At 61.2% G+C, this 22,846-nt stretch carries 22 protein-coding genes; 11 read left to right on the top strand and 11 right to left on the bottom strand.

Translation table 11 applies throughout. The annotated features are described in order from the left end of the window. Window positions 1-94 precede the first annotated feature (94 nt). On the bottom strand, window positions 95-1,432 hold the full coding sequence (locus LRK71_RS05585; RefSeq protein ID WP_232401705.1) for an amidase: 1,338 nt from the start codon (window positions 1,430-1,432) through the stop codon (window positions 95-97). A gap of 174 nt (window positions 1,433-1,606) precedes the next feature. Between LRK71_RS05585 and LRK71_RS05580 the strand changes: the two genes are divergently transcribed. Next, the gene (locus LRK71_RS05580) at window positions 1,607-2,833 is read left to right on the top strand and encodes a UbiH/UbiF/VisC/COQ6 family ubiquinone biosynthesis hydroxylase (protein WP_232401703.1); all 1,227 of its coding nucleotides are present in this window, start codon (window positions 1,607-1,609) and stop codon (window positions 2,831-2,833) included. Window positions 2,834-2,904: 71 nt separating this feature from the next. On the opposite strand, the gene LRK71_RS05575 is transcribed toward LRK71_RS05580, so the two are convergent. The 5 genes from LRK71_RS05575 to LRK71_RS05555 form a co-directional block, all read right to left on the bottom strand. Then, complete coding sequence (locus tag LRK71_RS05575) at window positions 2,905-3,093, bottom strand: Trm112 family protein (RefSeq protein ID WP_232401701.1); 189 nt, start codon at window positions 3,091-3,093, stop codon at window positions 2,905-2,907. After that, entirely contained in the window at window positions 3,090-3,785 is a 696-nt protein-coding gene (locus LRK71_RS05570) for an LON peptidase substrate-binding domain-containing protein (protein ID WP_232401699.1), read from the bottom strand. The genes LRK71_RS05575 and LRK71_RS05570 overlap by 4 nt, the downstream gene beginning before the upstream one ends. Window positions 3,786-3,812: 27 nt before the next feature. Further along, on the bottom strand, window positions 3,813-4,745 hold the full coding sequence (locus tag LRK71_RS05565) for a tetratricopeptide repeat protein (RefSeq protein WP_232401697.1): 933 nt from the start codon (window positions 4,743-4,745) through the stop codon (window positions 3,813-3,815). Window positions 4,746-5,006: 261 nt separating this feature from the next. Next, complete coding sequence (locus LRK71_RS05560) at window positions 5,007-5,795, bottom strand: exodeoxyribonuclease III (protein WP_232401695.1); 789 nt, start codon at window positions 5,793-5,795, stop codon at window positions 5,007-5,009. A gap of 154 nt (window positions 5,796-5,949) precedes the next feature. Further along, entirely contained in the window at window positions 5,950-6,636 is a 687-nt protein-coding gene (locus LRK71_RS05555) for a response regulator transcription factor (RefSeq protein WP_232401693.1), read from the bottom strand. Between the two features lie 173 nt (window positions 6,637-6,809). Here LRK71_RS05555 and ribA point away from each other — a divergent pair, with 173 nt between their 5' ends. Together ribA and LRK71_RS05545 are read left to right on the top strand one after the other, a co-directional pair. Then, window positions 6,810-7,898: a GTP cyclohydrolase II gene (gene ribA / locus LRK71_RS05550; protein WP_232401691.1), complete on the top strand. Its 1,089-nt coding sequence runs from the start codon at window positions 6,810-6,812 to the stop codon at window positions 7,896-7,898. Beyond that, window positions 7,895-8,416: a L,D-transpeptidase family protein gene (locus LRK71_RS05545; protein ID WP_232401690.1), complete on the top strand. Its 522-nt coding sequence runs from the start codon at window positions 7,895-7,897 to the stop codon at window positions 8,414-8,416. The genes ribA and LRK71_RS05545 overlap by 4 nt, the downstream gene beginning before the upstream one ends. A 123-nt stretch (window positions 8,417-8,539) precedes the next feature. On the opposite strand, the gene LRK71_RS05540 is transcribed toward LRK71_RS05545, so the two are convergent. Together LRK71_RS05540 and LRK71_RS05535 are read right to left on the bottom strand one after the other, a co-directional pair. Beyond that, window positions 8,540-9,202 (bottom strand): YggS family pyridoxal phosphate-dependent enzyme, encoded by a 663-nt coding sequence (locus LRK71_RS05540; RefSeq protein WP_232401688.1) that lies wholly within the window; start codon window positions 9,200-9,202, stop codon window positions 8,540-8,542. 122 nt (window positions 9,203-9,324) lie between these two features. Then, window positions 9,325-10,443 carry a porin gene (locus tag LRK71_RS05535; RefSeq protein ID WP_232401686.1) on the bottom strand — a complete coding sequence of 373 codons (1,119 nt, stop codon included), beginning with the start codon at window positions 10,441-10,443 and terminating at the stop codon, window positions 9,325-9,327. A 412-nt stretch (window positions 10,444-10,855) separates the two neighbouring features. Here LRK71_RS05535 and LRK71_RS05530 point away from each other — a divergent pair, with 412 nt between their 5' ends. From LRK71_RS05530 to LRK71_RS05510, 5 genes are all read left to right on the top strand, one after another. Then, window positions 10,856-11,335, top strand: coding sequence for a DUF3576 domain-containing protein (locus tag LRK71_RS05530; protein ID WP_232401684.1), 480 nt, complete (start codon window positions 10,856-10,858; stop codon window positions 11,333-11,335). Window positions 11,336-11,430: 95 nt separating this feature from the next. Further along, a complete protein-coding gene (leuS, locus tag LRK71_RS05525; protein WP_232401682.1) occupies window positions 11,431-13,998 on the top strand; it encodes a leucine--tRNA ligase in 2,568 nt (855 codons plus the stop codon). After that, complete coding sequence (lptE, locus tag LRK71_RS05520; protein WP_232401680.1) at window positions 13,985-14,536, top strand: LPS assembly lipoprotein LptE; 552 nt, start codon at window positions 13,985-13,987, stop codon at window positions 14,534-14,536. The genes leuS and lptE overlap by 14 nt, the downstream gene beginning before the upstream one ends. A 10-nt stretch (window positions 14,537-14,546) precedes the next feature. Further along, the gene (gene holA, locus LRK71_RS05515) at window positions 14,547-15,575 is read left to right on the top strand and encodes a DNA polymerase III subunit delta (RefSeq protein ID WP_232401678.1); all 1,029 of its coding nucleotides are present in this window, start codon (window positions 14,547-14,549) and stop codon (window positions 15,573-15,575) included. Between the two features lie 125 nt (window positions 15,576-15,700). Next, window positions 15,701-16,288 (top strand): glutathione S-transferase family protein, encoded by a 588-nt coding sequence (locus tag LRK71_RS05510; protein WP_232401677.1) that lies wholly within the window; start codon window positions 15,701-15,703, stop codon window positions 16,286-16,288. Window positions 16,289-16,322: 34 nt separating this feature from the next. Here the strand turns inward: LRK71_RS05510 and LRK71_RS05505 are convergent, their stop codons facing one another. The 3 genes from LRK71_RS05505 to LRK71_RS05495 are packed head-to-tail and all read right to left on the bottom strand — an operon-like array spanning window position 16,323 to window position 18,897. After that, window positions 16,323-17,525 carry a TIGR03862 family flavoprotein gene (locus LRK71_RS05505; RefSeq protein WP_232401676.1) on the bottom strand — a complete coding sequence of 401 codons (1,203 nt, stop codon included), beginning with the start codon at window positions 17,523-17,525 and terminating at the stop codon, window positions 16,323-16,325. Then, window positions 17,525-18,151: an enoyl-CoA hydratase/isomerase family protein gene (locus tag LRK71_RS05500; RefSeq protein ID WP_232401675.1), complete on the bottom strand. Its 627-nt coding sequence runs from the start codon at window positions 18,149-18,151 to the stop codon at window positions 17,525-17,527. The genes LRK71_RS05505 and LRK71_RS05500 overlap by 1 nt, the downstream gene beginning before the upstream one ends. Continuing rightward, the gene (locus tag LRK71_RS05495) at window positions 18,148-18,897 is read right to left on the bottom strand and encodes an SDR family oxidoreductase (RefSeq protein WP_232401674.1); all 750 of its coding nucleotides are present in this window, start codon (window positions 18,895-18,897) and stop codon (window positions 18,148-18,150) included. The genes LRK71_RS05500 and LRK71_RS05495 overlap by 4 nt, the downstream gene beginning before the upstream one ends. A gap of 141 nt (window positions 18,898-19,038) precedes the next feature. Between LRK71_RS05495 and LRK71_RS05490 the strand changes: the two genes are divergently transcribed. From LRK71_RS05490 to LRK71_RS05480, 3 genes are all read left to right on the top strand, one after another. Continuing rightward, window positions 19,039-20,559, top strand: a complete 1,521-nt coding sequence (locus tag LRK71_RS05490; RefSeq protein ID WP_232401673.1) for a DUF2125 domain-containing protein — start codon at window positions 19,039-19,041, stop codon at window positions 20,557-20,559. A gap of 124 nt (window positions 20,560-20,683) precedes the next feature. After that, on the top strand, window positions 20,684-22,030 hold the full coding sequence (locus LRK71_RS05485; RefSeq protein ID WP_232401672.1) for a TldD/PmbA family protein: 1,347 nt from the start codon (window positions 20,684-20,686) through the stop codon (window positions 22,028-22,030). Further along, entirely contained in the window at window positions 22,017-22,823 is an 807-nt protein-coding gene (locus tag LRK71_RS05480; protein WP_232401671.1) for an inositol monophosphatase family protein, read from the top strand. The genes LRK71_RS05485 and LRK71_RS05480 overlap by 14 nt, the downstream gene beginning before the upstream one ends. Window positions 22,824-22,846 lie beyond the last annotated feature (23 nt).

Here is a 22,846-nt window from a genome sequence, read left to right as displayed (position 1 = left end):
GCAATATTTGTGACTTTCCCGCCAGCATCACCCCAACTGCGCATTGGTGGGCAGTCGGGTTTGCGGGCGCGCAGCCTGCGGCCCCGCCAGCACATCACCCGGCCGCCAGCGCTGCTTCTACCGATGCGCCAAGCCGCAACAGAGCCTCTTCGCAATCGGGCTGACCAAGGATCTGCAAACCGCAACTGGGGGTGCCACTGGGCAAACTAAGGGCACAGAGCCCCATCAGGTTACCAATCCGGGTATTGCGCAGCGTCAGCAGGTTGGCCTGCACGTAATAGGCCTGATCCTGCTGCAACCGTTCCAGATTGGGGGGCAGGATCGGGCAGCTTGGCGTTAGGATCGCGTCAAATCCCGCAGCCGCCTCGTCCCAGGCGCCGCGGGCCTGTTCCAGCTTGGCCCAAGCCGCAACATAATCCGCCCCAGAAAATTCGGCCCCCGACCGGAACCGCTCAAGGATTTTGTCAAACATCACCTCGGGCCGCGCTTCGATCACCTCTTTCCACAGCCCGTAGGCCTCGGTGGTGAACAGGATCGCGCTTAGCCCCATCGCCGCCTCCAGCTCTGGCACCTGCAGCGGCACAATCTCGGCGCCGACCTGCTCCAGACGGCGCAGGCTTTCAGCGTAGCTCTCGGCGACTTTGGGGTCCAGATCCGCCTGCGCAATGCCGCGCAGATCGCCAAAGCGCCGCCCCTTCAGGCTGGCCGGGTGGCGCATATCCGGGCCAGTTGTACCCTCAAGCAGCCCCAGGAACAGGGCCGCATCCTCAACCGAGCGCACCAGCGGGCCAACCGTATCGAACTTCAAGCACAGCGGCACCACCCCTTCCAGGCTGACCCGTCCGGCGGTGGTTTTCAGGCCCACCAGATCATTCCAGGCCGCCGGAATACGCACCGAACCACCGGTATCAGAACCAATAGCCGCCGCCGCCAACCCAAAGGCAACCGAGGCCGCCGCGCCAGAGGAAGAGCCCCCAGGCACCGCCGTATCATCGTTGATACAAGGCGGGGTCTGCGTCACCGGGTTGAGACCAAGACCGGAAAATGCCAGCTCGCTCATATGGGTTTTACCCAGGCAGACGCTGCCCATGGCGGTGGCAGTTTCCAGCACCAGCGCATCCTGATCCGGCACCCGCCCCTGCAACAGGGCCGAGCCAGACTCGGTGGCCGTGCCCGCAGAATCAAACAGGTCCTTCCAGCTGATCGGCACCCCATCCAGCGGCGACAGGCGCAGGCCCTGCTGTGCCCGCTGAGCTGCAGCGCGGGCTTCGGCCATGGCGCGATCATGGGTCACTTGCGTATAGATCCGATCCCGGTGCGGGTGGGCATCAATGGCAGCCAGATAGGTCTGGGTCAGGTCAACCGGATCGATCTCTTTGTCGGCAATGCCGCGCCCCAGCTCTGCTGCGCTCATCTTCAACCACGTCTGCATTTTTCCCGTCTCCTGTCCGTTCTACGGCCTATCTGTTTTGCAGAGACGGTAGCCCCGTGGCGGCGGCGGTACAATCCCGAAGCTCCAGCGTCAGCGCCCTGCCCCGGTCCCCCGACGCAAAAAGCGACACAACCGCCCATGGACAAATCAAACAATCAGCGCATATTGCCAGCTATGAAAAACACATCCGATATCCTGATCGTTGGCGGCGGCCTGAATGGTCCAGCTCTCGCCCTGGCCCTGGCGCAAACCGGCCATAGCGTCACGGTGATTGACGCCCTGCCCCGCGCCGACTTTGAAGCAGAAACCTTCGATGGGCGCGGCTATGCACTGGCGCTGGCCTCCCAACGCCTGCTGGACCAGATCGGTGTCTGGTCGCGAGTGGCAGATCACGCCCAACCAATGCTGGAAATCAAGGCCAGCGACGGCCATGTCGGCCAAGGGGCCGCGCCCTTCTTTGTGCATTTTGATCAGGCCGAGTTGGAAGAAGGCCCGATGGGCTATATGCTGGAAGATCGCTACCTGCGCCGCGCCATCCTGCAGGCGCTGGACAACGCCCCCGGCATCACGCTGATAAACCAGGCCCGCGTTGTGGCGCAGGCCAGCGATCCAACCGGCGTGACCCTGACACTGGAAAATGGCGACAGCCTGCGCGGGCATATGCTGGTGGGGGCAGATGGACGCCGCAGCGGCACCGCCACCCGCGCCAACATCAAGCGCACTGGCTGGGACTATGGGCAAACGGCGCTGGTCTGCGCCATTGACCACGCCAAACCGCATCACGGAATTGCCCATCAGTTCTTTATGCCCGCCGGGCCTTTGGCGATCCTGCCGCTGCCGGGCAACCGGTCTTCCATTGTCTGGAGCGAAAAAACAGAGCTGGCGGCGGCTATTCATGCGCTCGGCGACAGCGACTACCTCGCGGCGCTAAAACCCCGGTTTGGCGATTTTCTGGGCGATATTTCCCTGGCGGGCAAGCGGTTCACCTATCCGCTGAACCTGACCATCGCCAATAGTTTCATTGCCGACCGCATGGCGCTGGTGGGCGATGCCGCCCATGGCATGCACCCGATTGCGGGCCAGGGGTTGAACGCCGGCCTGCGCGACATCGCCGCCTTGGCCGAGGTGCTGACCAAAGCAACCCGGCGCGGTGAAGACATCGGGTCAGAGCTGGTTTTGGCCCGCTACCAGCAATGGCGCCGCTTTGATACTGCCACGTTGGCAGCCAGCACGGACATGGTCAATCGGCTGTTTTCCAACGACAATCCATTGCTGCGGCTGGGACGCGATCTTGGTATGGGGATGGTCAACGCCCTGCCCGGCCTGCGCCGTGGTTTCATGCGTGAAGCGGCAGGTCTGACCGGGGATATGCCGCGCCTGCTGAAAGGCGAAGCGATCTAAGGCCTGCAGCAGTCCCCCTCCCCCTGCCGCGACTCTGTTGCGTCTTCCTGGCCCGGCGCCTGTGCGCGCCCTTAATCGAGGGTGCGGGCCTCGTCCACCAGCATGACAGGGATACCGTTGCGGATTGGAAAGGCCAGATTGGCGGCTTTTGACACCAGTTCCTGGGCTTCGGCATCATATTCCAGCGTCGCCTGGGTCTGCGGGCAGACCAGCGCTTCCAACATCCGGCGGTCAAAGCTGACGGGGGCTGTTTCACTCATTGCAAGATATCCTCATGGGCGCCACCGCGCAGGGCAAATTCGATCAATGTGACAAGGGTTTCGCGTCTTGTGACAAGACAAGGCGCCTCTAGCAAGGCCTGTTTGTCCTCTGCATCGAACTCTAGCAGCATCGACAGCGAGTTGATCAGCAGCTCATCCTCTGCGTCCTGCAAGGACTCCCAATCTGTTGACAGGCCCTGCGCACTGAAGAACCGCTCTAGCAGCGCCAGAAAATCGGCGCGGTCGAACTGGGTGTCGGCCTCTCCCACGCCAAGATCGCGTTCAAAGCCGTCCCAGGTCACATCGCAGCGCCGATAGGGGCAAAAGCCAGCGACCTCTCCCTGAATGCGAAAGCGCGACAGGCCCGCCAGCGTGACCAGATAGCGGCCATCTTCGGTTTCGGAAAACTGCGTCACCCGTCCGGCACAGCCAATCCTGTGCAGAGGCTCGCCGCCCGCCGCGCTGCTGCAGGACGCATCTGCCTGCCGCAAAACTGACTGGTGCGCACTGGCAGGCTGCGGACAGGGCTGGACCATGCCAATCAATCGTTCGGGTGTTTTCAATGCATCTTCAAACATCTGTAAATAGCGCGGCTCAAAGATATGCAACGGCAGGCGGGCCCGGGGCAATAAAATCGCCCGGGGCAAAGGAAACACCGCAAGGGTGTCCGGCAGATCGGCAGGGTGCATCATATCTACTACTGTAGAGCGCAGACCCGATTAGGCAAATATCATCGAGCTCAGCCTGCGCCTCCCGTTCAGCACCACCGGATCATTGGGCTGCAGCGCATCAAAGATGGTAAAGAGTTGCGCCTTCGCGGCACCGTCATTCCACTCTCGGTCGCGGCGGAAAATTTCCAGCAGCTCGGCCACTGCGGCCTCGGCATCGCCAGCCGCGTGCTGCGCTTTGGCCAGCTCGAAACGGGCTTCCAGATCCTCGGGGTTGGCAGTGACTTTCGCCGCCAGCTCGGCAACTGGTCCGGCATTTTCAGCCTGGCGGGCCAATTCGATCTGGGCCCGCGCGGCCTCAATCTCGGCAGCTTCGGAAATCTCGGCTGGGGCGCCGTTCAACACTGCCTCTGCCTGGTCCAGATCATCCAGCGCGATATGCGCCCGCGCCAAGCCACCATAGGCCGCAGCGCTTTTGTCATCTTCGCCAATGATGGCGGCGAAGGTCTGGGCCGCATCGGCATGATCGCCATCAGCCAGCATCTGCTCTGCCACTTCCAGTGCCTCTGCCAGCCCGCCATCAGCGCTGCCGCCAGCGGCCTCGATGGTCTTTTTCACAAAAGCGTCAATCTCGCTGGGGGGCAGGGCGCCCTGGAACATATCAACGGGGCGGCCCTCTACAAAGGCCACAACGGTCGGGATCGACTGCAACGGCAATCCCTGCTGCGCCAGAGCCTGGGCCAGGCGCTGATTTTCATCAACGTTGATCTTGGCCATGGTCACGGCCCCCTTGGCCTTGGCAACGGCAGCCTCCAGCGCCGGGCCCAGCGTTTTGCAGGGGCCGCACCATGGCGCCCAGAAATCAACGATGACCGGCACCTGCATCGAGGCCTCGACCACATCCTGCATAAAGGTCGCCTCATCAACGTCCTTGACCAAATCACCTACGGGGGCTGCGTCGCCCGCTCCGCCAATAATATCCATGTCTCAACCTTCTCCGTTTGAAGCTTGGCCTCTATATGGAATCCCGTAGCAAAGAAACCAAGAGAGGAGTTCACCAAGGTCGCTCCCCGTCCGAATTTCCCCAAGCCAAATGCCCTGCCTAGCCGGGATCACGCGGATCAGCACGCCAAATACGCAACCGCGCCGCGCGACAGCGCGGCGCCGGGCCCAACTGTGAAGGGGTATCTCATGCCCCGCAACAGGCGGGAGCCCCCCTTCGGCCTTCCGCCGCTGCCAGGCAACCTAGAGATCGAAAGTGGCAAAGACCGGCGCGTGATCGCTGGGTTTTTCCCAGCCGCGCGCAGAGCGCAGAACCCGGCTGGAATGCGCCGCTTGCCGGATATCGCCGGTGGCCCAGACATGATCCAGCCGACGCCCCTTATCCGCCGCATCCCAGTCCTTGGCCCGATAGCTCCACCAGCTGTACAGCAGGCCTTCGGGAATATCGGCGCGGGTGACATCAGCCCAGCCGCCAGCCTCTTGCACGGCAGCCAGTAAATCGACCTCAACGGGCGTGTGGCTGACAATCTTCAGCATTTTCTTGTGATCCCAGACATCATCTTCACGCGGGGCAATGTTCAGATCACCCACCAGAATGGATTTCTCGAGCATCTCTGCCTTGAACCAATCGCGCATCTCGGCAAGGTAATCCAGCTTCTGGCCGAATTTCTCGTTCACCGCCCGGTCGGGCTTATCGCCGCCTGCAGGCACATAGAAATTCTGGATGGTGACCCCGTTTTCCAGCCGTCCGGCGATGTGGCGGGCATGGCCCAGATCGGCAAAATCCATAGAGCCCACCTCTTCGATGGGCAGGCGCGACAGGATGGCAACGCCATTATATCCCTTTTGGCCGCGCGCCACCATGTGGGGATAGCCAAGATCGGCAAAGCCATCAGTTGGAATCAACTCTACCGGGCTTTTGCATTCCTGCAGGCACAGCACATCCGGGGCTTCTTCGCGCAGCAGCTTTTGCACCAGCCCTTCACGCAGACGAACCGAGTTGATGTTCCAAGTGGCAAGAGTAAAGGCCATGAGGTGCTCCGTTTGGCAGGGGTATCATTCGCTACCATAGGCAAGTTGCCCAGAGAAGAGCAGCCCTGAAAGGAATGTTATGCCCCAGCCGTCGCGTCGGTATTTTGCGGCTGGGAACCTGTCGCGCGACAAACCCCAGGACTGGCCTGGGCCCTTAACAGATCAGCCGATAGCCACCGGATTCGGTCACCAGAATGCGGGCATTGGAGGGATCGGGTTCAATCTTTTGCCGCAGCCGGTAAATATGGGTTTCCAGCGTATGGGTTGTAACCCCAGCGTTATAGCCCCAGACCTCGTGCAGCAGCACATCACGCGCAACAACGCCATCCGTCGACCTATAGAGAAACTTCAGAATGTTGGTCTCTTTCTCGGTCAGGCGGATCTTGCGGTCTTCATCGGTCACAAGCAGCTTCATCGCCGGCTTGAAAGTATAAGGCCCTAGCACAAAAACCGCGTCTTCGGATTGTTCATGCTGGCGCAACTGCGCCCGGATACGGGCCAGAAGTACCGGGAATTTGAACGGTTTGGTGACATAATCATTGGCACCAGCGTCCAGCCCCAGAATAGTATCCGAATCGCTATCATGACCGGTCAACATCAGGATCGGCGCCTTGACGCCCTGCTTGCGCATCAAGCGGCACAGCTCTCGGCCGTCGGTATCGGGCAGGCCCACATCGAGGATCACCAGATCATAGAGCGCCTCCTTGGCGCGCTCCATGGCGCTCTGGCCGCTATCGGCTTCAAAGACGTCAAAGTCCTCTGTCATCACCAGCTGTTCGCTCAGGGCCTCGCGCAGGTCCTCATCATCATCGACCAGCAGGATCTTCTTCAATTGCGCCATTGCTCTACTCTCCGGGTTGCCTTTGTCACAAATGCGCTGCCCGCAGGCAAACAACAAGATATGCTGCACAACATTCACGCCGTCGTGTCCCTGCCAAAGGATTTGTTTCACTTCTGCAAGAATTGAGCCTAGGAAAGGCTGGCATTTATGTCACCAAGCCCTGGATCTGCCGCATGAGCCTGATACCCACTCTGATCGAACTCTTGGCCCGCGCGCGGGTGGATCTGCGCATGGGGCTGCCTGTCGTTCTGACCGATGGCGATCAAGCCGCTCTGGCCATCGCCGCCGAGAGCCTCTCGCCCCGGCGGTTGCAGGATATGCAGGCACTGGGAGAGGTCACCCTGGCCCTGACCGCGCGCCGCGCCGAAACTCTGAAGGCGCGCGCTTATGATGGCGACACCGCCCGCATCTGCCTGCCAGCCGCCGCCGACCTCGGCTGGATCCAGGCCCTGGCCGATCCCGCCGATGATCTGAGCCAGCCGATGAAGGGCCCGCTGACCAGTGCCCGCGAGGGCAGCGCAACGCTGCACCGGCTGGCCATCGCCCTGGTCAAATCGGCCCGGCTGCTGCCCGCCGCGCTGCTGGTCCCGCTGGATGGCGGTGCCGCCTTTGCCACCCAGCATGGCCTGACCCTATTGCCGCAGGCCGCCGCCGAACCACTGATGAGCCAAAGCTCGCCACTGCATGCCGTGGCCGCCGCCCGCCTGCCGATACAAGCCGCCGAGGCTGGCCGGTTGCATGTCTTCCGCCCCGAAGATGGTGCCGAAGAACACTATGCCATCGAAATCGGGCGGCCAGATCGCAGCCAGCCGGTCTTGGCGCGGTTGCATTCCGCTTGTTTCACCGGGGATGTGCTGGGTTCGCTGAAATGCGACTGCGGCCCACAGCTGAATGCAGCGCTGGCGCAGATGGGGGCAGAAGGCAGCGGCGTCTTACTTTACCTCAACCAGGAAGGGCGCGGCATTGGGTTGGCCAATAAAATGCGCGCCTATTCCCTGCAGGATCAGGGCTTTGACACGGTTGAGGCCAACCATCGCCTGGGCTTTGAAGACGACGAACGCGATTTTCGACTGGGCGCAGCCATCCTCAAGGAGCTGGGATTTGACCAGGTGCGGCTGCTGACCAATAACCCCAACAAGATCGCCATGATGGAAAAAACCGGCATCACAGTGGCGGAACGCGTGGCACTTCAGGTGGGAAAGAACGCCTTCAACAGCCAGTATCTGGCCACCAAGGCTGCCAAATCCGGTCATATGCTGTGACAGTGCCGCGCCCATGTCATCCCGCTGATCTGGTGCTGACCAAGCGCGGGCTGCGCTTTGCCGGGCGGCTGCTGCCCTGCAGCATCGGCAGGGGAGGGCTGAGCAGTGACAAGCGCGAAGGGGACGGCGCCACCCCGATCGGGGTGCATCACGTTGTCGGCCTGTATTATCGCCCCGACCGCATGACACGCCCCGCCCCCTGGGCGCGGGCGATTGGCCCTGGCGATCTGTGGTCTGATGACGGCAGTGATTCGCACTACAATACCCATGTCACCGCGCCCTACCACCATAGCCACGAACACCTGCGCCGCGCCGATCCGCTTTATGATCTGGTGCTGGTGCTGGATTGGAACTGGCCAGTGGCAACCCCGGGCCGGGGATCAGCCATTTTCATCCACCAGTGGCGGCGACCGGGCTACCCGACCGAGGGCTGCATCGCCTTTTCACGCGCCAACCTGCACTGGCTGGCGGCCCGGGTACAGCCGGGCAGCCGGGTGGTTGTGCCCGATCTGACCTGATATTCTGACCAAGAGATTGTCGCGTTCACTTGCAGTCACGCGACGGGCTCTCCTTGGTTGGTTTCGCATGTTTTAGCTGCGCAATAGCGGTACCCGCTTTTGCGCAACATGCGCTAAGGCGCGCTAGACCTCACCGGCAGCGCTGCGCGCGCCAAAGATGGCGGATCCAACCCGGACATGGGTGGCCCCCTGGGCAATGGCCTGCTCAAAATCGCTGCTCATCCCCATCGACAACCCCATCAAGCCGTTGCGGTCGGCCATTTCAGCCAGCTGGGCAAAATGTGCCTCTGCGGGTTCGGTAACCGGTGGGATGCACATCAGCCCCCAGATCGGCAGGTCCAGCACACGACACTGGGCGACAAATGCGTCGGTATCTGCGGGCAGGATGCCCGCCTTTTGCGGCTCTGCCCCGGTGTTGACCTGGATGAACAGATCCGGGCAGTGCCCCAGCTCTTGCGCCAGCCGCGCCAGAACCTTGGCCAGTTTCGGCCGATCCAGGGTGTGAATGCTATTGAACAGCGCCATGGCCTGACGTGCCTTGTTTGTCTGCAAGGGGCCGATCAGATGCAGATCGAGATCGCTGTAGGTCTGGGCGAAATCAGGCCATTTGCCCTGCGCTTCCTGCACCCGATTTTCACCAAAGCAGCGCTGGCCCTGATCCAGCACCGCAGCAACCCGGTCGTTGGGCTGCACCTTGGACACGGCGATCAGCTTGACAGATCCTGCGGCACGGCCTGCGGCAGCTTCAGCGGCCTGAACACGGGTTTTGATTTCTTGCAGCGACATCTGGCTCTCTCCGGCTTTTGCGCCAGAACAACACATTTTGGGGGTAAATGTTAAGGGCCAAACGGAAAAGGGCGAGCTCTGTTAAGAGCCCGCCCCCAATTCACGCTAAGCGTAAGTTCAGCTTAGAAGCTGAAGTATACACCAGCCTGGAACTGGTCGTCGTTCTCGTCAGCAGCGCTGTTCACGTAACCAGCAACAAAGGTAGCACCGCCACCCAGGTCGTACTGGTAGTTCACGCCGAAGGAGGTGCCGTCGCCGTTACGAGCACCAGCAGCAACAGCTGCGTTGGTGTCGTTGATCAGAGCGTCAGCAACGTCAGCGGAGTTGACCCAAACCAGCAGGTTGGAGGCTGCGCCGATGTCCATGTTACCTTCAAGAGTAACCGAGTCTACGGAGTCTGTGGAACCGTAAGCAAGACGGGCACCAAATGCACCGAAGTCACCGCCAGCTGCAACCATGTACAGGCCGTCGTTGTCTTCAAAACGCTGACCGTTCGAAGCGATTACAACAGGACCGTTGTCGGAACCCTGGTACGATGCCGAAACATAGTAGTCAGAGAACGAGTATGTCAGCATTGCTGCGACACGATCTTCACCAAGCGAACCGGTGGTTGCGGCGGTGATGATGTCACCCGCGCTGTCGGTAACGGCTGCGGTTGCCAAGGTGTCGTTATCGGCAGAGTACGACAGGTGACCAGTGAAGCCGCCCATGGAGTACAGAGCTTCGATACCGTTGGCGCCTGCGCCTGCGGAAGAATATGCATCCCAGTTAAAGGTGCTAACCGCAGAACCGGTGAAGGTTTTGATCGCCAGCGAGTGGAAACCCATACCGTCGATGCCGGTGCCGGCGGAACGTGTACCGGTTGCGTACAGGCCAGGTGTGTTTTCGATCGCACCGATGATGTTGCCAACGTTGACGGTCAGGCCGCCATAGGTCACGCCAAAGCGTGCGCCGTTGAATACTGCGGTGCCGGCAACGCCGTCACGGCTTTCGGCCTGGGCGCGGAAGCGAGCGTTGAAGCCTACGCCACCGTCGGTTTCGGTCGACATGTCGAACTGCAGACGCAGACGGCTGGTGATGTTTGTGGAAGAAACACCATTGTAGTTGGCGTCTGCAACATTGCTTTCGTTTGCGGAGTTGTAGTCCAGACCAAAGCGGCCGTAACCGGACATACGAACGTCAGCTGCTGCTACGGAAGCAGTGGCGATCAGCGCGGTAGTCGCGAAGAGAACCTTTTTCATCGATTTTTCCCTCGGTTTTAATTCTGATGCCCAAACCGGGGAATCCGGTGTGGGTATGACAAGGGGTTTCGCTTTTTCACCCCCGTTTTGGCAAGAGCGGCCCAACCACCGGGCAGTATTGGCCTTTGGGATGGTGCAGCTTTGCCACAGTCTGGTGCCCACCCCCGCCATTTGCGCCCTGTTTGCCCTGTGTTTCTGCCACTTTTGTTCCGGATAGAGGAATTTAGCCGGTAGAGCCGAGCAGCCTGCAACGACAGGATTTTCCCGCGCAGGGGCGGTGCAATGGCATGTATCCTATATATAACTGTCCGTCCCTTCGATTCGCCGGAACTGCCCTGCCGCGCTAAAGCGCTTGCTCCGCAGGGCGCCGATACGATAGGAGTGCGGCAAGATACTGGCTCCGGGAGCGACGATGACACTGCATAAGATGATGACAAGAACCCTCGCAGGGCTTTTGTGCTTTGGTTTGGCAGCCTGTGGTGGTGGCAAGGCCCCCAGGGGGCAAACTCCACAAGAATTCAACAACGATGTTAAGGCTGCCGAAAGCTCCAGCTCTTCGATTTGGGATCTGTTTGGCGGCACGCCCGATCAAAAGGTACAGGTAAACCGCTATCTGTGGAACGCCAGCCTGGATGTGCTTGAATTCCTGCCAGTACAATCAGTTGACCCATTTACCGGGGTAATCGTGACAGGCTACGGTACCCCGCCCGGCAGCGGCAGGTCTTATCGTGCCACCGTGCACATCAAAGACCCGGCACTGGATGCGCGGTCTTTGAATGTGTCGCTGCAGACCAAGGGGGGGCGCCCGGTTGATGCCGCCACCACCCGCGCCGTTGAAGACGCGATTCTGTCGCGCGCGCGCCAACTGCGCATCGCCGACAAGAACCTCTGAACACCGCGACGAAGCGCTGGCACAGCGATCAAAACAACAGTATTACAGGCGCCGGGTCACAACCCGGCGTTTTCATTCTTAAAGGACCTCTCGTAATGTCGCGCTACGCTGCCACCGAAATCGAAGAAAAATGGCAAAAGGCCTGGAATGAGGCCGGTATTTTTGAGGCCCGGGCCACGCCTGGCAAAGAAAAATACTATGTGCTCGAGATGTTCCCCTACCCATCGGGCAAGCTGCACATGGGGCATGTGCGCAACTATACCATGGGCGACGTGGTGGCGCGCTACAAGATGTCGACCGGGCATAATGTGCTACACCCCATGGGCTGGGATGCCTTTGGGATGCCAGCAGAAAACGCCGCCATGGCCTCGGGCGGCCACCCCAAGGACTGGACCTATGCCAATATCGAGGCGATGAAGGAACAGATGAAACCCCTGGGGCTTTCGCTGGATTGGTCACGCGAATTTGCCACCTGCGACGAAGATTACTACGGCCAGCAACAGGCACTGTTCCTGGATTTCCTCGACAAGGGGTTGGTTTACCGCAAAAACGCCGTGGTGAACTGGGATCCGGTTGATATGACCGTTCTGGCCAACGAACAGGTCGAAGGCGGCCGTGGCTGGCGTTCGGGCGCGCTTGTGGAACGGCGCGAGCTGACTCAGTGGTTCTTCAAGATCTCTGACTATTCCGAAGAGCTGCTCTCGGCGCTGGACGGGCTGGACAACTGGCCCGCCAAGGTGCGCCTGATGCAGGAGAACTGGATCGGAAAATCCCGCGGTCTGCAGTTTGGCTTTGAGCGCACAGATGGCGGTGACCCGATTGACGTCTACACCACTCGCCCCGACACCCTGATGGGCGCCAGCTTTGTTGGTATCTCGCCCGATCACCCTGTTGCCAAAGAGCTCGAAGCGAAATCTCCTGAAGTGGCTGAATTTGTTGCGGAATGCCGCAAGGGTGGCACCACGGAAGAGGCCATTGAGACGGCCGAAAAGCTGGGCTATGACACCGGCATTCGGGTGAAGCACCCGCTGAACCCGGATTGGGAGCTGCCGGTCTGGATCGCCAATTTCATCCTGATGGATTACGGCACCGGCGCAGTCTTTGCCTGCCCCGCACATGACCAGCGCGATCTCGACTTCTGCCGCAAATATGACCTGCCGGTGGTGGAAACTTTTGAAGCACTGGAAAACCACAACCCTGTCACCGATCAGGCCTTTGTGCCGCTGAAGTCTGAAAAGGTGAAGTGGATCAACCACTTTGCCGGGTTGGACATTGCCACTGGCGAACAGGCTATCGACACAACCATCGACAAGGCCGAACGCGAAGGCTGGGGCGAGGGCGTCACCAAGTTCCGCCTGCGCGACTGGGGCCTGTCGCGTCAGCGCTATTGGGGCTGCCCGATCCCGGTAGTGCATTGCGCCGATTGCGGTGTGGTGCCGGAAAAGAAAGAAAACCTGCCTATCGCCCTGCCCTACGACGAAGACGGCAAGGCGATTGATTTCTCGGTGCCCGGCAACCCGCTGGATCGCCACCCCAGCTGGCGCGACTGCGCCTGCCCCACCTGTGGCAAACCGGCCCAGCGGGAAACCGACACCATGGATACCTTTGTCGATTCCAGCTGGTATTTCGCCCGCTTTACCGCACCAAGGGCCGCAACGCCGACCAATCTGGAAGAGGCCTCCTATTGGATGAACGTCGATCAGTATATCGGCGGCGTCGAACATGCGATTTTGCACCTGCTCTATTCGCGGTTCTTTGCCCGCGCGATGCATATCTGCGGCCACCTGCCCGAGAGCGCCAAGGAACCCTTTGACGCGCTGTTCACACAGGGCATGGTAACGCATGCGATTTACCAAACCGCCGGGGATGCCGGCCGCCCGGTCTATCACTACCCCGAGGAGGTCGAGCTGCGCGACGGCAAGGCTTTCCTCAAGAAGACCGGCGCAGAGGTCACCGTGATTCCCTCAGCCAAGATGTCAAAATCCAAAAACAACGTGGTCAACCCGCTGTCGATCATCTCGGCCTTTGGTGCCGATACCGCGCGCTGGTTTGTGCTCTCTGATTCGCCCCCCGAACGGGATGTGGAATGGACGGCTGCGGGTGCCGAGGCCGCCTACAAGCACCTCAACCGGGTCTGGAACCTCTGCGACAAGATCGCCCAGATGGACCCCGGTGCCCCCGGTCAGGGCGACGAAGATCTGCTGCGCGAGATGCATAAGACCATCCGCGATGTGACCCTCGGGGTGGAAAGCTTTGGCTTCAACGCCTCCATCGCGCGGCTCTATGGCTTTACCAATACCCTGGCAAAATCCAAGGCAGGCCAAGCGGCGCAGAAACAGGCCATCATGGTGCTGGCGCAGCTGATGTCGCCGATGGTGCCACACCTGGCCGAAGACATCTGGGCTCATCAGGGCGGTGAGGGACTGATCACCACAGCCCCCTGGCCGGTGGCGGATGAGGCCATGCTGGTCGAGGACAGCGTCACCCTGCCGATCCAGATCAATGGCAAACGCCGTGGTGAAATCACCGTGGCTGCCGATCTCGACAAGGCAGAGGTTGAAAAAATCGCCCTGGCACACGAAGCTGTGCAAAAGGCGCTGAATGGCGGCGCCCCGAAAAAGGTCATCGTGGTGCCGGGTCGTATCGTCAATGTCGTTGCTTAAACTGCCCCTGCTGGGCCTGTCGCTGGCCGCCGCCCTGATGGTCGGTGCCTGTGGTTTCACCCCGGTCAATGCGCCGGGGGGCACCGGCGCGGCGCTTTATGGGCGGGTAGAAGTAGAACCCCTGGATCAGCCCGATTCTCGGGGGGATGCCAATGCCTATTTCCTGGTGCGCGATCTGGAACAGCGCCTGGGGCGTACCACCAGTGGCGACTATCGGCTTGCCCTAAAGCTGTCGACCCGGACCGAAGGCCAGGCGATCACCGCCGACAGTTCGATCACCCGCTACTCTATCATCGGCGCGGCGGGCTACAGCCTGACACGGCTATCGGATGGCGCGGTGATTTCCAGCGGTAGCGAGACCAATTTCACCGGCTACTCCGCCACCGGGTCAACAGTGGAAACCCTGGCTGGCGAACGCGACGCTTATGAGCGGCTGATGCGCATCCTGGCCGATCAGATTGCAACGCGCATCCTGGCCACTGCCGATGTGACCTCACCTGCGCCAGAATCCGCACCGACACCCGACCCTGCCGAATGAAGCCCACCACATGAAACTGTCCCCGCGCGACACCGATGCCTATTGCCAGCGGCCCGACCCAAAGAAAACCGGCTTGTTGATCTATGGTGCGGATGCCATGCGGGTGGCCCTGAAACGTCAGCAAATGCTGGCGGCGCTTCTGGGTCCCGGTGCCGAAGAGGAAATGCGCCTGTCGCGGATGTCCGCCAGTGCGCTGCGCAAGGATCCGGCCCAGCTGTTGGATGCGGTCAAGGCGGTGGGATTTTTCCCCGGTGCCCGCGCCGTCTTTGTCGAAGAGGCCAACGATACCGCTGCCCCAGCCATTCTTGCGGCGCTCGAAGAATGGCAGCCTGGCGATGCCCAGATCGTGGTCACGGCAGGCCAGCTCAAGGCGACATCGAAGCTGCGCAAAGGGTTTGAGAGCCACCCAGCAACCTATGCCGCCGGTCTGTATGACGATCCGCCCTCGCGGGCAGAAATCGAACGGATCCTGGCGGCGGCCCAGATTCGCGATGTCCCCAGTGACAGCATGTCTGCGCTCACCGATATTGCCAATGACATCGGCCCCGGTGATTTCTCCCGAATGATTGAAAAGCTGTCGCTGTATAAACACGGCGATGCCGCGCCGCTGTCGCTAGAGGATATTCAGGCGATTGCGCCGCAATCCACCGAAGCCGCCCTGGATGATGTGCTGAATGTGGTGGCCGAGGGACGCACCCCGGAAATTGGTCCACTGATCAACCGGTTGCAATCCCAGGGCACCAATGCGGTGACGCTGTGCATTGGCGCGACCCGGCATTTTCGCACGCTCTACACCGTTGCCGCCGATCCCGGTGGCCCGGCCCAGGGTATTGGCCGACTGCGCCCACCGCTATATGGCAAACGCCGCGACAGGGTGCAGCGCCAGGCGCAGGCTTGGGGGGCGGACAGGCTGCAACGCGCCCTGACCCTGCTGACCGACACCGACCTGCAGCTGCGCTCTGCCGGACAAACCGCCCCGGCGCTGGCGCTGATGGAACGCGCGCTGATCCGGCTGGCGATGCTGGGGCGGGCGCGCTAGGCTCTGGGTCGATTTGCGCAACATGCTCTAACGCTGCGTGCTTTTGTCAGGCCCTCCCGATGCGGACTTGACCTATTTCTGCCCGGCTTCATGCTGGCGCAACCTGCACAACCGGAGAACCCACAATGTATACCCTTATTGGCCTGCCCAAAACCCGGAGCTTCCGCGTACTTTGGGCGCTGGAAGAACTGGGGCTGGAGTATGATCTGAACCCAGCCCAGCCCCATAGCCCGGATGTGCTGGCGCTCAATGCCTCGGGCAAGGTGCCAGTGCTGCAAGAGGGCGACGCTGTGCTGACCGATTCAACCGCAATTCTGACCTATCTGGCGGATAAACATGGTCAGCTGACTGCCCCGGCCGGAACGCTGCAGCGCGGCCAGCAGGATGCCATGACCCAGCGCTACCTGGATGAGCTGGATTCGGTGCTCTGGACCGCAGCGCGGCATAGTTTCATCCTGCCGGAAGACCAGCGCGTGGCCGAGATCAAGCCAAGCCTGAAGCTAGAATTTTCCAACAACCTCAACCGAATAGCACAGCAAATCAAAGGCCCCTTTGTCATGGGGGATACCTTTACCATCGCGGATATCATCCTGACCCATTGCCTGACCTGGGCCCTTAGCGCCAAGTTCAACATCGAAAGCCAGGTGATGCTGGACTATTGCAAGGCAATGCAGGAACGGCCCGCCTACCAGCGCGCCGCCGCCTTGGCCTGACAACAGCGGGCCTGGGGCAAGCTGCGGTGGCGGCTCAGCCCTGGGCCAGATAGGCTGCCGCTCCACGGCCGGCCCAGCGCCCGGTGGCAAAGCAACCGGTCAGAAGGTAGCCACCTGTGGGGGCCTCCCAATCCAGCATTTCACCGGCGCAAAAGATGCCGGGGCGTTTGGTCAACATCAGATCCCCATCCAGTTCGCACCAGTCAATGCCCCCGGCGGTCGAGATCGCCTCGTCCAGCGGGCGCAGGCCCGCATGCTTGACCGGCAGCGCCTTGATCCGCACCGCCAGTGCCGCCGGATCCTGCGGCAGCGGACGGCCAAATTCCTGTAACAGCGCTGTGCGTGCCGCCCCCAGTTTCAGGCAACGCCGCAGATGATTGGCCAGGCTGGCCTTGCCCCGGGGACGCGCCAGGCGCTCGGTGATCTGGGCCAGTGACAGGTCCGGCAACAAATCGACGCGAAGATCTGCGCCATCGCGGACCGCAGCGCTGACCGAATAGATGCCGCCCCCCTCTAATCCGTGCTGCGAAATAATCGCCTCGCCCCGCGACATGCGAGGTCCGGCCTGCCAGGTGACACCCTTGACCGGCTGACCAAACTGCGCCTGCATATGCGCCGACCAGTCACAGAGCAGACCTGCGTTTGCCGGCTGGAACGGCTGCAGCGTCACCCCCTGCGCCGCCAGCGGCTGCACCCAGCCGCCGTCCGATCCAAGCCGCGCCCAGCTTGCGCCGCCCAGCGCCAGCACCGTCGCACCCGCCTTGATCTGTACAGCGCCCTCGGGGGTGTCAAAGCACAGCATATCCCCCTGCCAGCCAGTCCAGCGCCAGCGACGGCGCCAGGTCACACCCTGCTGTTCCAAGCGGCCCAGCCAGGCCCGCAACAGCGGCGAGGCCTTCATTGTTTCTGGAAAAACCCGCCCGGTAGAGCCGGTAAACAGCTTTTGCCCTAGAGCCCGCGCCCAATCCTGCACAGCCGTCGCATCAAAGGCGGTAATCATCGGCGTCAAAGCTTTGGCCGCGCTGCCATAGTGCTGCAGCAACTGCACCAGATCTTCGTCTTTGGTGAGGTTCAGACCGGATTTCCCCGCCATCAGGAACTTGCGCCCCAAGGATGGTTTGGCTTCGGCCAGCAAAACGCGGTGCCCGGCAGCGGCAAGTTCCCCTGCCGCCATCAAGCCGGCAGGCCCGCCGCCAATCACCACCGCATCCCAGATCTGATCCTGCAGCTGATTCATCACCGTTTAGTTCCCCTGCGGCACATATCCAGGATCCCCTCGGCGATCTGCGGTGTGGCAGCCAAGGCATCGCCCATCAGGGCCTGCGCCTGATCCATCAGGTCTTCAGGGGCAACCAGCCGGTCCACCAGGCCCCAGGCGCAGGCCTCTGCCGCATCGATCTTTTGCCCAGCCGCCAAGATCATCTTGCAGCGTGCCGGCCCAATCAGCTCCGTCATGCGCCCCACATCCGAGGGCTGCGGCAGATAGCCAAGCTTCATTACCGGGTAAAACACCTTGGCCGTTGGCACCGCAAGGCGGATGTCACAGGCCAGCGCCATGCCATTTGCGCCGCCCGCCAAAGTCCCGTTCAGGGCTGCGATCTTCAGGCAGGGCAGCTGGGCCAGCGCCGCCGATAGCTGCTCCCATAGGGGAGAGGTGGCAAGGCCCGCGCGGGCCTCTTCCAGATCGGCGCCGGCGCTAAAGACCTTGCCAGCTCCGGTGAGAATCAGCCCACGCGCCGCCTGCGCGCGGGTAGCGATATCCAACAGCTCTTCCAGCATCTGCCCTGTCAGCGAATTGGCCTTTTCCGGACGGTTGAGGGTGACGGTCCAAAGCCCCGCCTCTGAGATCTCGAGGTCAATCATATCAGGCCGACACGCTTGCGGATGTCTTCCAGACGCAACGAGACCTCATCGCCGAGGAATTCATCGGCATCCGTCCCGCACATCCACAACAACGTCTTGGCAGGCCATGCAGCGGGCACGTGATCCGCCCAATCGATTTGGCTAACCGGGTTGATGCCACTGGATTTGATCTTGCGCTGCATTTCAGTGGCCACCGTCCCCGGTGACAGGCTGAGCACGCGAATGCCATTGCTGCCCTCTTCCAGATGCAGCGCACGGGTCAACATCAAGACGCCCGCCTTGGAGGTGCAATAGGCGCTCCAGCCTTCCAGCGCATTATAGGCCGCACCGGAACCAATGTTGATGATGGTGCCGCCATTCCCGGATTTCATCAGGGGCAAAGCCGCGTGAATACCGTTGAAGACGCCCTTGATGTTGATATCCATCAGCTTGCCCCAGTCCGCCGGGTTGGCCTCTTGGATCCGGGCAATCGGGTCGATGACGCCGGCATTGTTGATCAGCACATCCAGGCTACCAAAATCGGCATGTGCCTTTTGCAGGGCGGCAGCCACGGCGGCCGGGTCCGAGACGTCACAGGCAAAGGCCAGCGTGTTTCCGCCGATCTCTTCCGCCAGGGTCGTCAGGCTCTCTGTGCTTCTTGCCAGCAAGGCCAGATTGGCCCCTGCGGCTGCAAAGACACGGGCCGCATCGGCCCCGATACCGCGGCTTGCGCCGGTGATCACAACTGTTTTTCCCTTGATATCCATTTGATTAATCTCCAAATCCGCAGTTCCAAATGTGGTAAACTGCTTAGGGGGAACGGTCCAGCCCCAGGCCCCTTGACGCAACCAACCTTGCAGTTGACCATATGGACCATTGTATTTGCCTATATGCAGAAAGGTTATCCTATGACAGTTTCCCTCGCGCGCGGCACGGGCGCAGCTGCGGTTTTGATTATCTCAGCCCAAGGGGCATTTGCTGACGTCAGCGCCCAGGATGTATGGGCCGACTGGAAAGCCTATATGACAGGCACAGGCTATACCGTGACGGGCACCGAAGCCCAGTCCGGCAATGTGCTGACAGTCAGTGATTTTGCCCTGAACATGCCAATGCCAGAGGGCGAGGGCACCATGGACATGACCCTGCCCGCCCTTGAATTTGTTGAAAACGGCGATGGCACCGTCAATGTGGTGCTGCCGGAAAACTTCCCGATGACCTTTAACGGCGATATCGAGGGCGACAATTTCTTGATTGAAGTTCTTTATGCCCATGACGGCGCACCGCTGGTGGTGTCGGGCGACACATCTGAAATGACCTACGACTATGCCTCTTCCGAGGGTACGATCACCCTGGGCAAAGTCAACGTCGACGGGGAAGACATCCCTGCTGATCTGTTCAAAGTCAGCGTGATGCTGAAGGATATCACCTCTAAAACCATCATGCAGATCGCCGATCTGCGCAGCTATACCCAGAACCAGTCGATTGCCAAGATCACCTATGACCTGGCATTCAAGGACCCTGATTCTGACGACAGTGGCAGCATCAAAGGCAACTTTGACAATGTGACCGGCGCGATCAGCAGCATCATCCCCACCGATGCCGCCAGCGCCATGCTGCCTGACCTGATCAAGGCTGGCCTGAACGTCAATGCCAATCTCGCCTATACTGGCGGCGCCAGCACCATCGCGGTGACAGGTAGCGACAGTTTCGACATGCAGAGCAGCTCTGCCGGTGGCAACTTTGGCGTCATCTTGAGCGGCGAAGGTCTGTCGTATGACATCAGCCAGAACGACATCAAACTGGATGTATCCGGGTCGGATATTCCCTTCCCACTGGCACTCACCATGGCGGAAACCGGTTTCAAGCTGAAGATGCCGATCGCCAAATCCGAAGACGAGCAGGATTTTGGCCTTGGCGTCACCCTGCGTGATTTTGTGGTGCCAGACATGCTCTGGGGCATGGTTGACCCGGAAGGCACCCTGCCACATGACCCGGCTACCATTGTGCTGGACCTGGCCGGCAAGGGCAAACTGCTGTTTGACATGTTCGACCCCGCAGCGTTTGAAGCGCTTGAGGATGGCGAGCAGGAGCCTGGCGAAGTCAACGCGCTGAGCATCAAACAACTGCTGATCTCTGCCGCTGGTGCCAAACTGACAGGCACTGGCGATTTCACCTTCAACAATGCCGATCTGGAAACATTTGACGGTATGCCTGCCCCCGACGGGGTAGCCAATGTCGAACTCGAAGGTGCCAATGGCCTGATCGACAACCTGATCAAGATGGGCCTGCTCAGCGACAACGATGCCATGGGCGCACGGATGATGATGGGCATGTTTGGTGTCCCCGGTGAAGGAGAAGACACCCTCACCTCGGAAATCAAGGTCTCTGAGGATGGCCAGATCCACGCCAATGGCCAGCGCATCAAATAAGCGCCATTCACAGCCGAAAAAAAATCATAAGGGCCGCTCCATGCGGCCCTTTTTTGTGCCACACCCTTGCAGCGGGTCGCGGGTCTGGCTAGCTCTGGTAGCAACCAAAAATCAGTAGGTGCCCATGACCCAGTCTCCACAAGCGCTATGCCACGCCCTGATCGACGCCGCCAAACGCGCCGGGGCCGATGCCGTTGATACCATGGTCGCGACAGGCAGCTCTCTCAGCATCGAGGTGCGCGAGGGCAAGCTGGAACAGGCAGAACGGTCGGAAGGCATTGATCTGGGGCTGCGCGTCTTTGTTGGCCAACGACAGGCGCAGGTCTCCTCCTCTGACAGCCGGGCAGAAACCCTAACCACCATGGCGGAACGTGCCGTGGCGATGGCGCGCGAAGCACCCGAAGATCCCCATGTCGGCCTGGCCAGTGCCGACCAGCTGGCCCAGGACTGGGATATCGACGCGCTTGAACTTTACGATCCAAGCCCAGAACCGGCGCCACAGACCCTGCAAGAGGACGCCCTGCAAGCCGAAGCAGCCTGCGCCGCAATTCCGGGCATCAGCCAGGTGCAGGGTGCCGCCGCAGGCTATGGCCAGCAATCGTTTCACCTCGCCACCTCCAACGGGTTTTCCGGCGGCTACCAGCGCAGCGGGCGCTCTCTCTCCTGCACCGGGATCGCTGGAACCGGCGCCGGGATGGAACGCGACCATGATGGCGATTCCCGCACCTTTCAGGCTGATCTGCGCAGCGCCGCAGATATTGGCCGCACCGCAGGCGAACGTGCCGTGGCGCGGCTTGATGCGCGCCGCCCCAAGACCGGCAGCTATCCGGTGCTGTTCGACGAACGGGTGTCCTCTTCGCTGATTGGACATTTGCTGGCGGCGGCCAATGGTGCAGCGATTGCCCGCGGGTCTTCCTGGTTGCAGGGGGCCCTGGGGGAACAGATCCTGCCCAAGGGGCTGTCACTGATCGAAGACCCGCACCGGCCGCGCATTTCCGGCTCACGCCCCTTCGATGGTGAAGGCCTCCCCACGCAACGCCGGGCGATCATTGATCAGGGTCTACTGACTGGCTGGACCCTGGATCTGGCCTCAGCCCGCAAACTGGGACTGCAAAGCACCGGCAATGCGGCACGCGGCGTTGGCTCTGTGCCTGCGCCCGCCAATTGGAACGTCACCCTGACGCAGGGCGAGCAGAGCCGCGATGACCTGATTGCGGCAATGGGCACCGGGCTTCTGGTCACTTCTTTGATCGGTTCTACCATCAATCCCAACACCGGCGATTATTCACGCGGCGCATCGGGATATTGGGTTGAGAATGGCCTGATCGCCTATCCGGTCAATGAATGCACCATCGCAGGAAATCTCCGCGATATGCTGGCGCGGATACTGTCGGCCAATGATGCCCGCCCCCATCTGTCGCGGGTGGTGCCCTCGCTTCTGGTTGAAGGAATGACCCTTGCAGGCAGCTGACGACCTTGCCCTGCTGATCCGTGCTGCGCAGGCGGCTGGCGATATTGCGCTGCAATATTCCGGTCCCACGGCGCGGCGCTGGGAAAAATCCGGCGGTCAGGGCCCGGTGACAGAGGCCGACCTGGCGGTCAATACCATGCTAGAGACCATGCTGCCGGCAGCGCGGCCCGGTTACGGCTGGCTATCTGAGGAAAGCGAAGACAGTGCCGCCCGGCTAAACAAGGAACGGGTTTTCATCATTGATCCCATTGATGGCACCCGCAGCTTTGCCGAGGGCTCTGCCACCTGGGCCCACTCGCTGGCGGTGGCGCATCACGGCAATGTCACGGCGGCGGTGATCTTTCTGCCCCAGCGGGATCTGCTCTATACCGCCGCCAAAGGATCTGGCGCCTTTTGCAACGGCCAGCCCATTTCGGTTGCCCCGCCCAGCACTCTGGCCATGGCAAAGATATTGACCGCGACACCCAATCTGATTGGCCACCACTGGCGCGGCGGCGCAGCCCCCGATCTGCTGCGCAGCTATCGCCCGTCCCTGGCCTATCGGCTGGCACGGGTGGCCGAGGGGCGCTATAACGCTATGCTGACACTGCGCCAGAGCTGGGAATGGGATATCGCGGCGGGCGATCTGATCCTGCGCGAAGCCGGCGGGCTGACCACCAACCGTTTGGGCGCGCCCCTGCGGTTCAACAACGCGGTACCGCTGTTGGATGGGGTGGTGGCGGCAACGCCTGGCACCCATCACGACCTGTTACAGGCGCTGGACCCGGCGGGGCCGGGCATTGCAGGGCATTGAGTGGCTGTGGCCGGGCGGAATAC

The sequence above is a fragment of the Pseudophaeobacter flagellatus genome (assembly GCF_021228235.1).
GTDB lineage: Bacteria > Pseudomonadota > Alphaproteobacteria > Rhodobacterales > Rhodobacteraceae > Pseudophaeobacter > Pseudophaeobacter flagellatus.
The sequence above is the reverse complement of the archived record's forward strand: the minus strand, read 5'-3'. Positions and strand labels throughout refer to the sequence as shown.

Coding starts and splice junctions, on each gene's coding strand:
- LRK71_RS05585 (WP_232401705.1), bottom strand. CDS start 1,432: ATGCAGACGTGGTTGAAGATGAGCGCAGCAGAGCTGGGGCGCGGCATT.
- LRK71_RS05580 (WP_232401703.1), top strand. CDS start 1,607: ATGAAAAACACATCCGATATCCTGATCGTTGGCGGCGGCCTGAATGGT.
- LRK71_RS05575 (WP_232401701.1), bottom strand. CDS start 3,093: ATGAGTGAAACAGCCCCCGTCAGCTTTGACCGCCGGATGTTGGAAGCG.
- LRK71_RS05570 (WP_232401699.1), bottom strand. CDS start 3,785: ATGATGCACCCTGCCGATCTGCCGGACACCCTTGCGGTGTTTCCTTTG.
- LRK71_RS05565 (WP_232401697.1), bottom strand. CDS start 4,745: ATGGATATTATTGGCGGAGCGGGCGACGCAGCCCCCGTAGGTGATTTG.
- LRK71_RS05560 (WP_232401695.1), bottom strand. CDS start 5,795: ATGGCCTTTACTCTTGCCACTTGGAACATCAACTCGGTTCGTCTGCGT.
- LRK71_RS05555 (WP_232401693.1), bottom strand. CDS start 6,636: ATGGCGCAATTGAAGAAGATCCTGCTGGTCGATGATGATGAGGACCTG.
- ribA (WP_232401691.1), top strand. CDS start 6,810: ATGAGCCTGATACCCACTCTGATCGAACTCTTGGCCCGCGCGCGGGTG.
- LRK71_RS05540 (WP_232401688.1), bottom strand. CDS start 9,202: ATGTCGCTGCAAGAAATCAAAACCCGTGTTCAGGCCGCTGAAGCTGCC.
- LRK71_RS05535 (WP_232401686.1), bottom strand. CDS start 10,443: ATGAAAAAGGTTCTCTTCGCGACTACCGCGCTGATCGCCACTGCTTCC.
- LRK71_RS05530 (WP_232401684.1), top strand. CDS start 10,856: ATGACACTGCATAAGATGATGACAAGAACCCTCGCAGGGCTTTTGTGC.
- leuS (WP_232401682.1), top strand. CDS start 11,431: ATGTCGCGCTACGCTGCCACCGAAATCGAAGAAAAATGGCAAAAGGCC.
- lptE (WP_232401680.1), top strand. CDS start 13,985: ATGTCGTTGCTTAAACTGCCCCTGCTGGGCCTGTCGCTGGCCGCCGCC.
- holA (WP_232401678.1), top strand. CDS start 14,547: ATGAAACTGTCCCCGCGCGACACCGATGCCTATTGCCAGCGGCCCGAC.
- LRK71_RS05510 (WP_232401677.1), top strand. CDS start 15,701: ATGTATACCCTTATTGGCCTGCCCAAAACCCGGAGCTTCCGCGTACTT.
- LRK71_RS05505 (WP_232401676.1), bottom strand. CDS start 17,525: ATGAATCAGCTGCAGGATCAGATCTGGGATGCGGTGGTGATTGGCGGC.
- LRK71_RS05500 (WP_232401675.1), bottom strand. CDS start 18,151: ATGATTGACCTCGAGATCTCAGAGGCGGGGCTTTGGACCGTCACCCTC.
- LRK71_RS05495 (WP_232401674.1), bottom strand. CDS start 18,897: ATGGATATCAAGGGAAAAACAGTTGTGATCACCGGCGCAAGCCGCGGT.
- LRK71_RS05490 (WP_232401673.1), top strand. CDS start 19,039: ATGACAGTTTCCCTCGCGCGCGGCACGGGCGCAGCTGCGGTTTTGATT.
- LRK71_RS05485 (WP_232401672.1), top strand. CDS start 20,684: ATGACCCAGTCTCCACAAGCGCTATGCCACGCCCTGATCGACGCCGCC.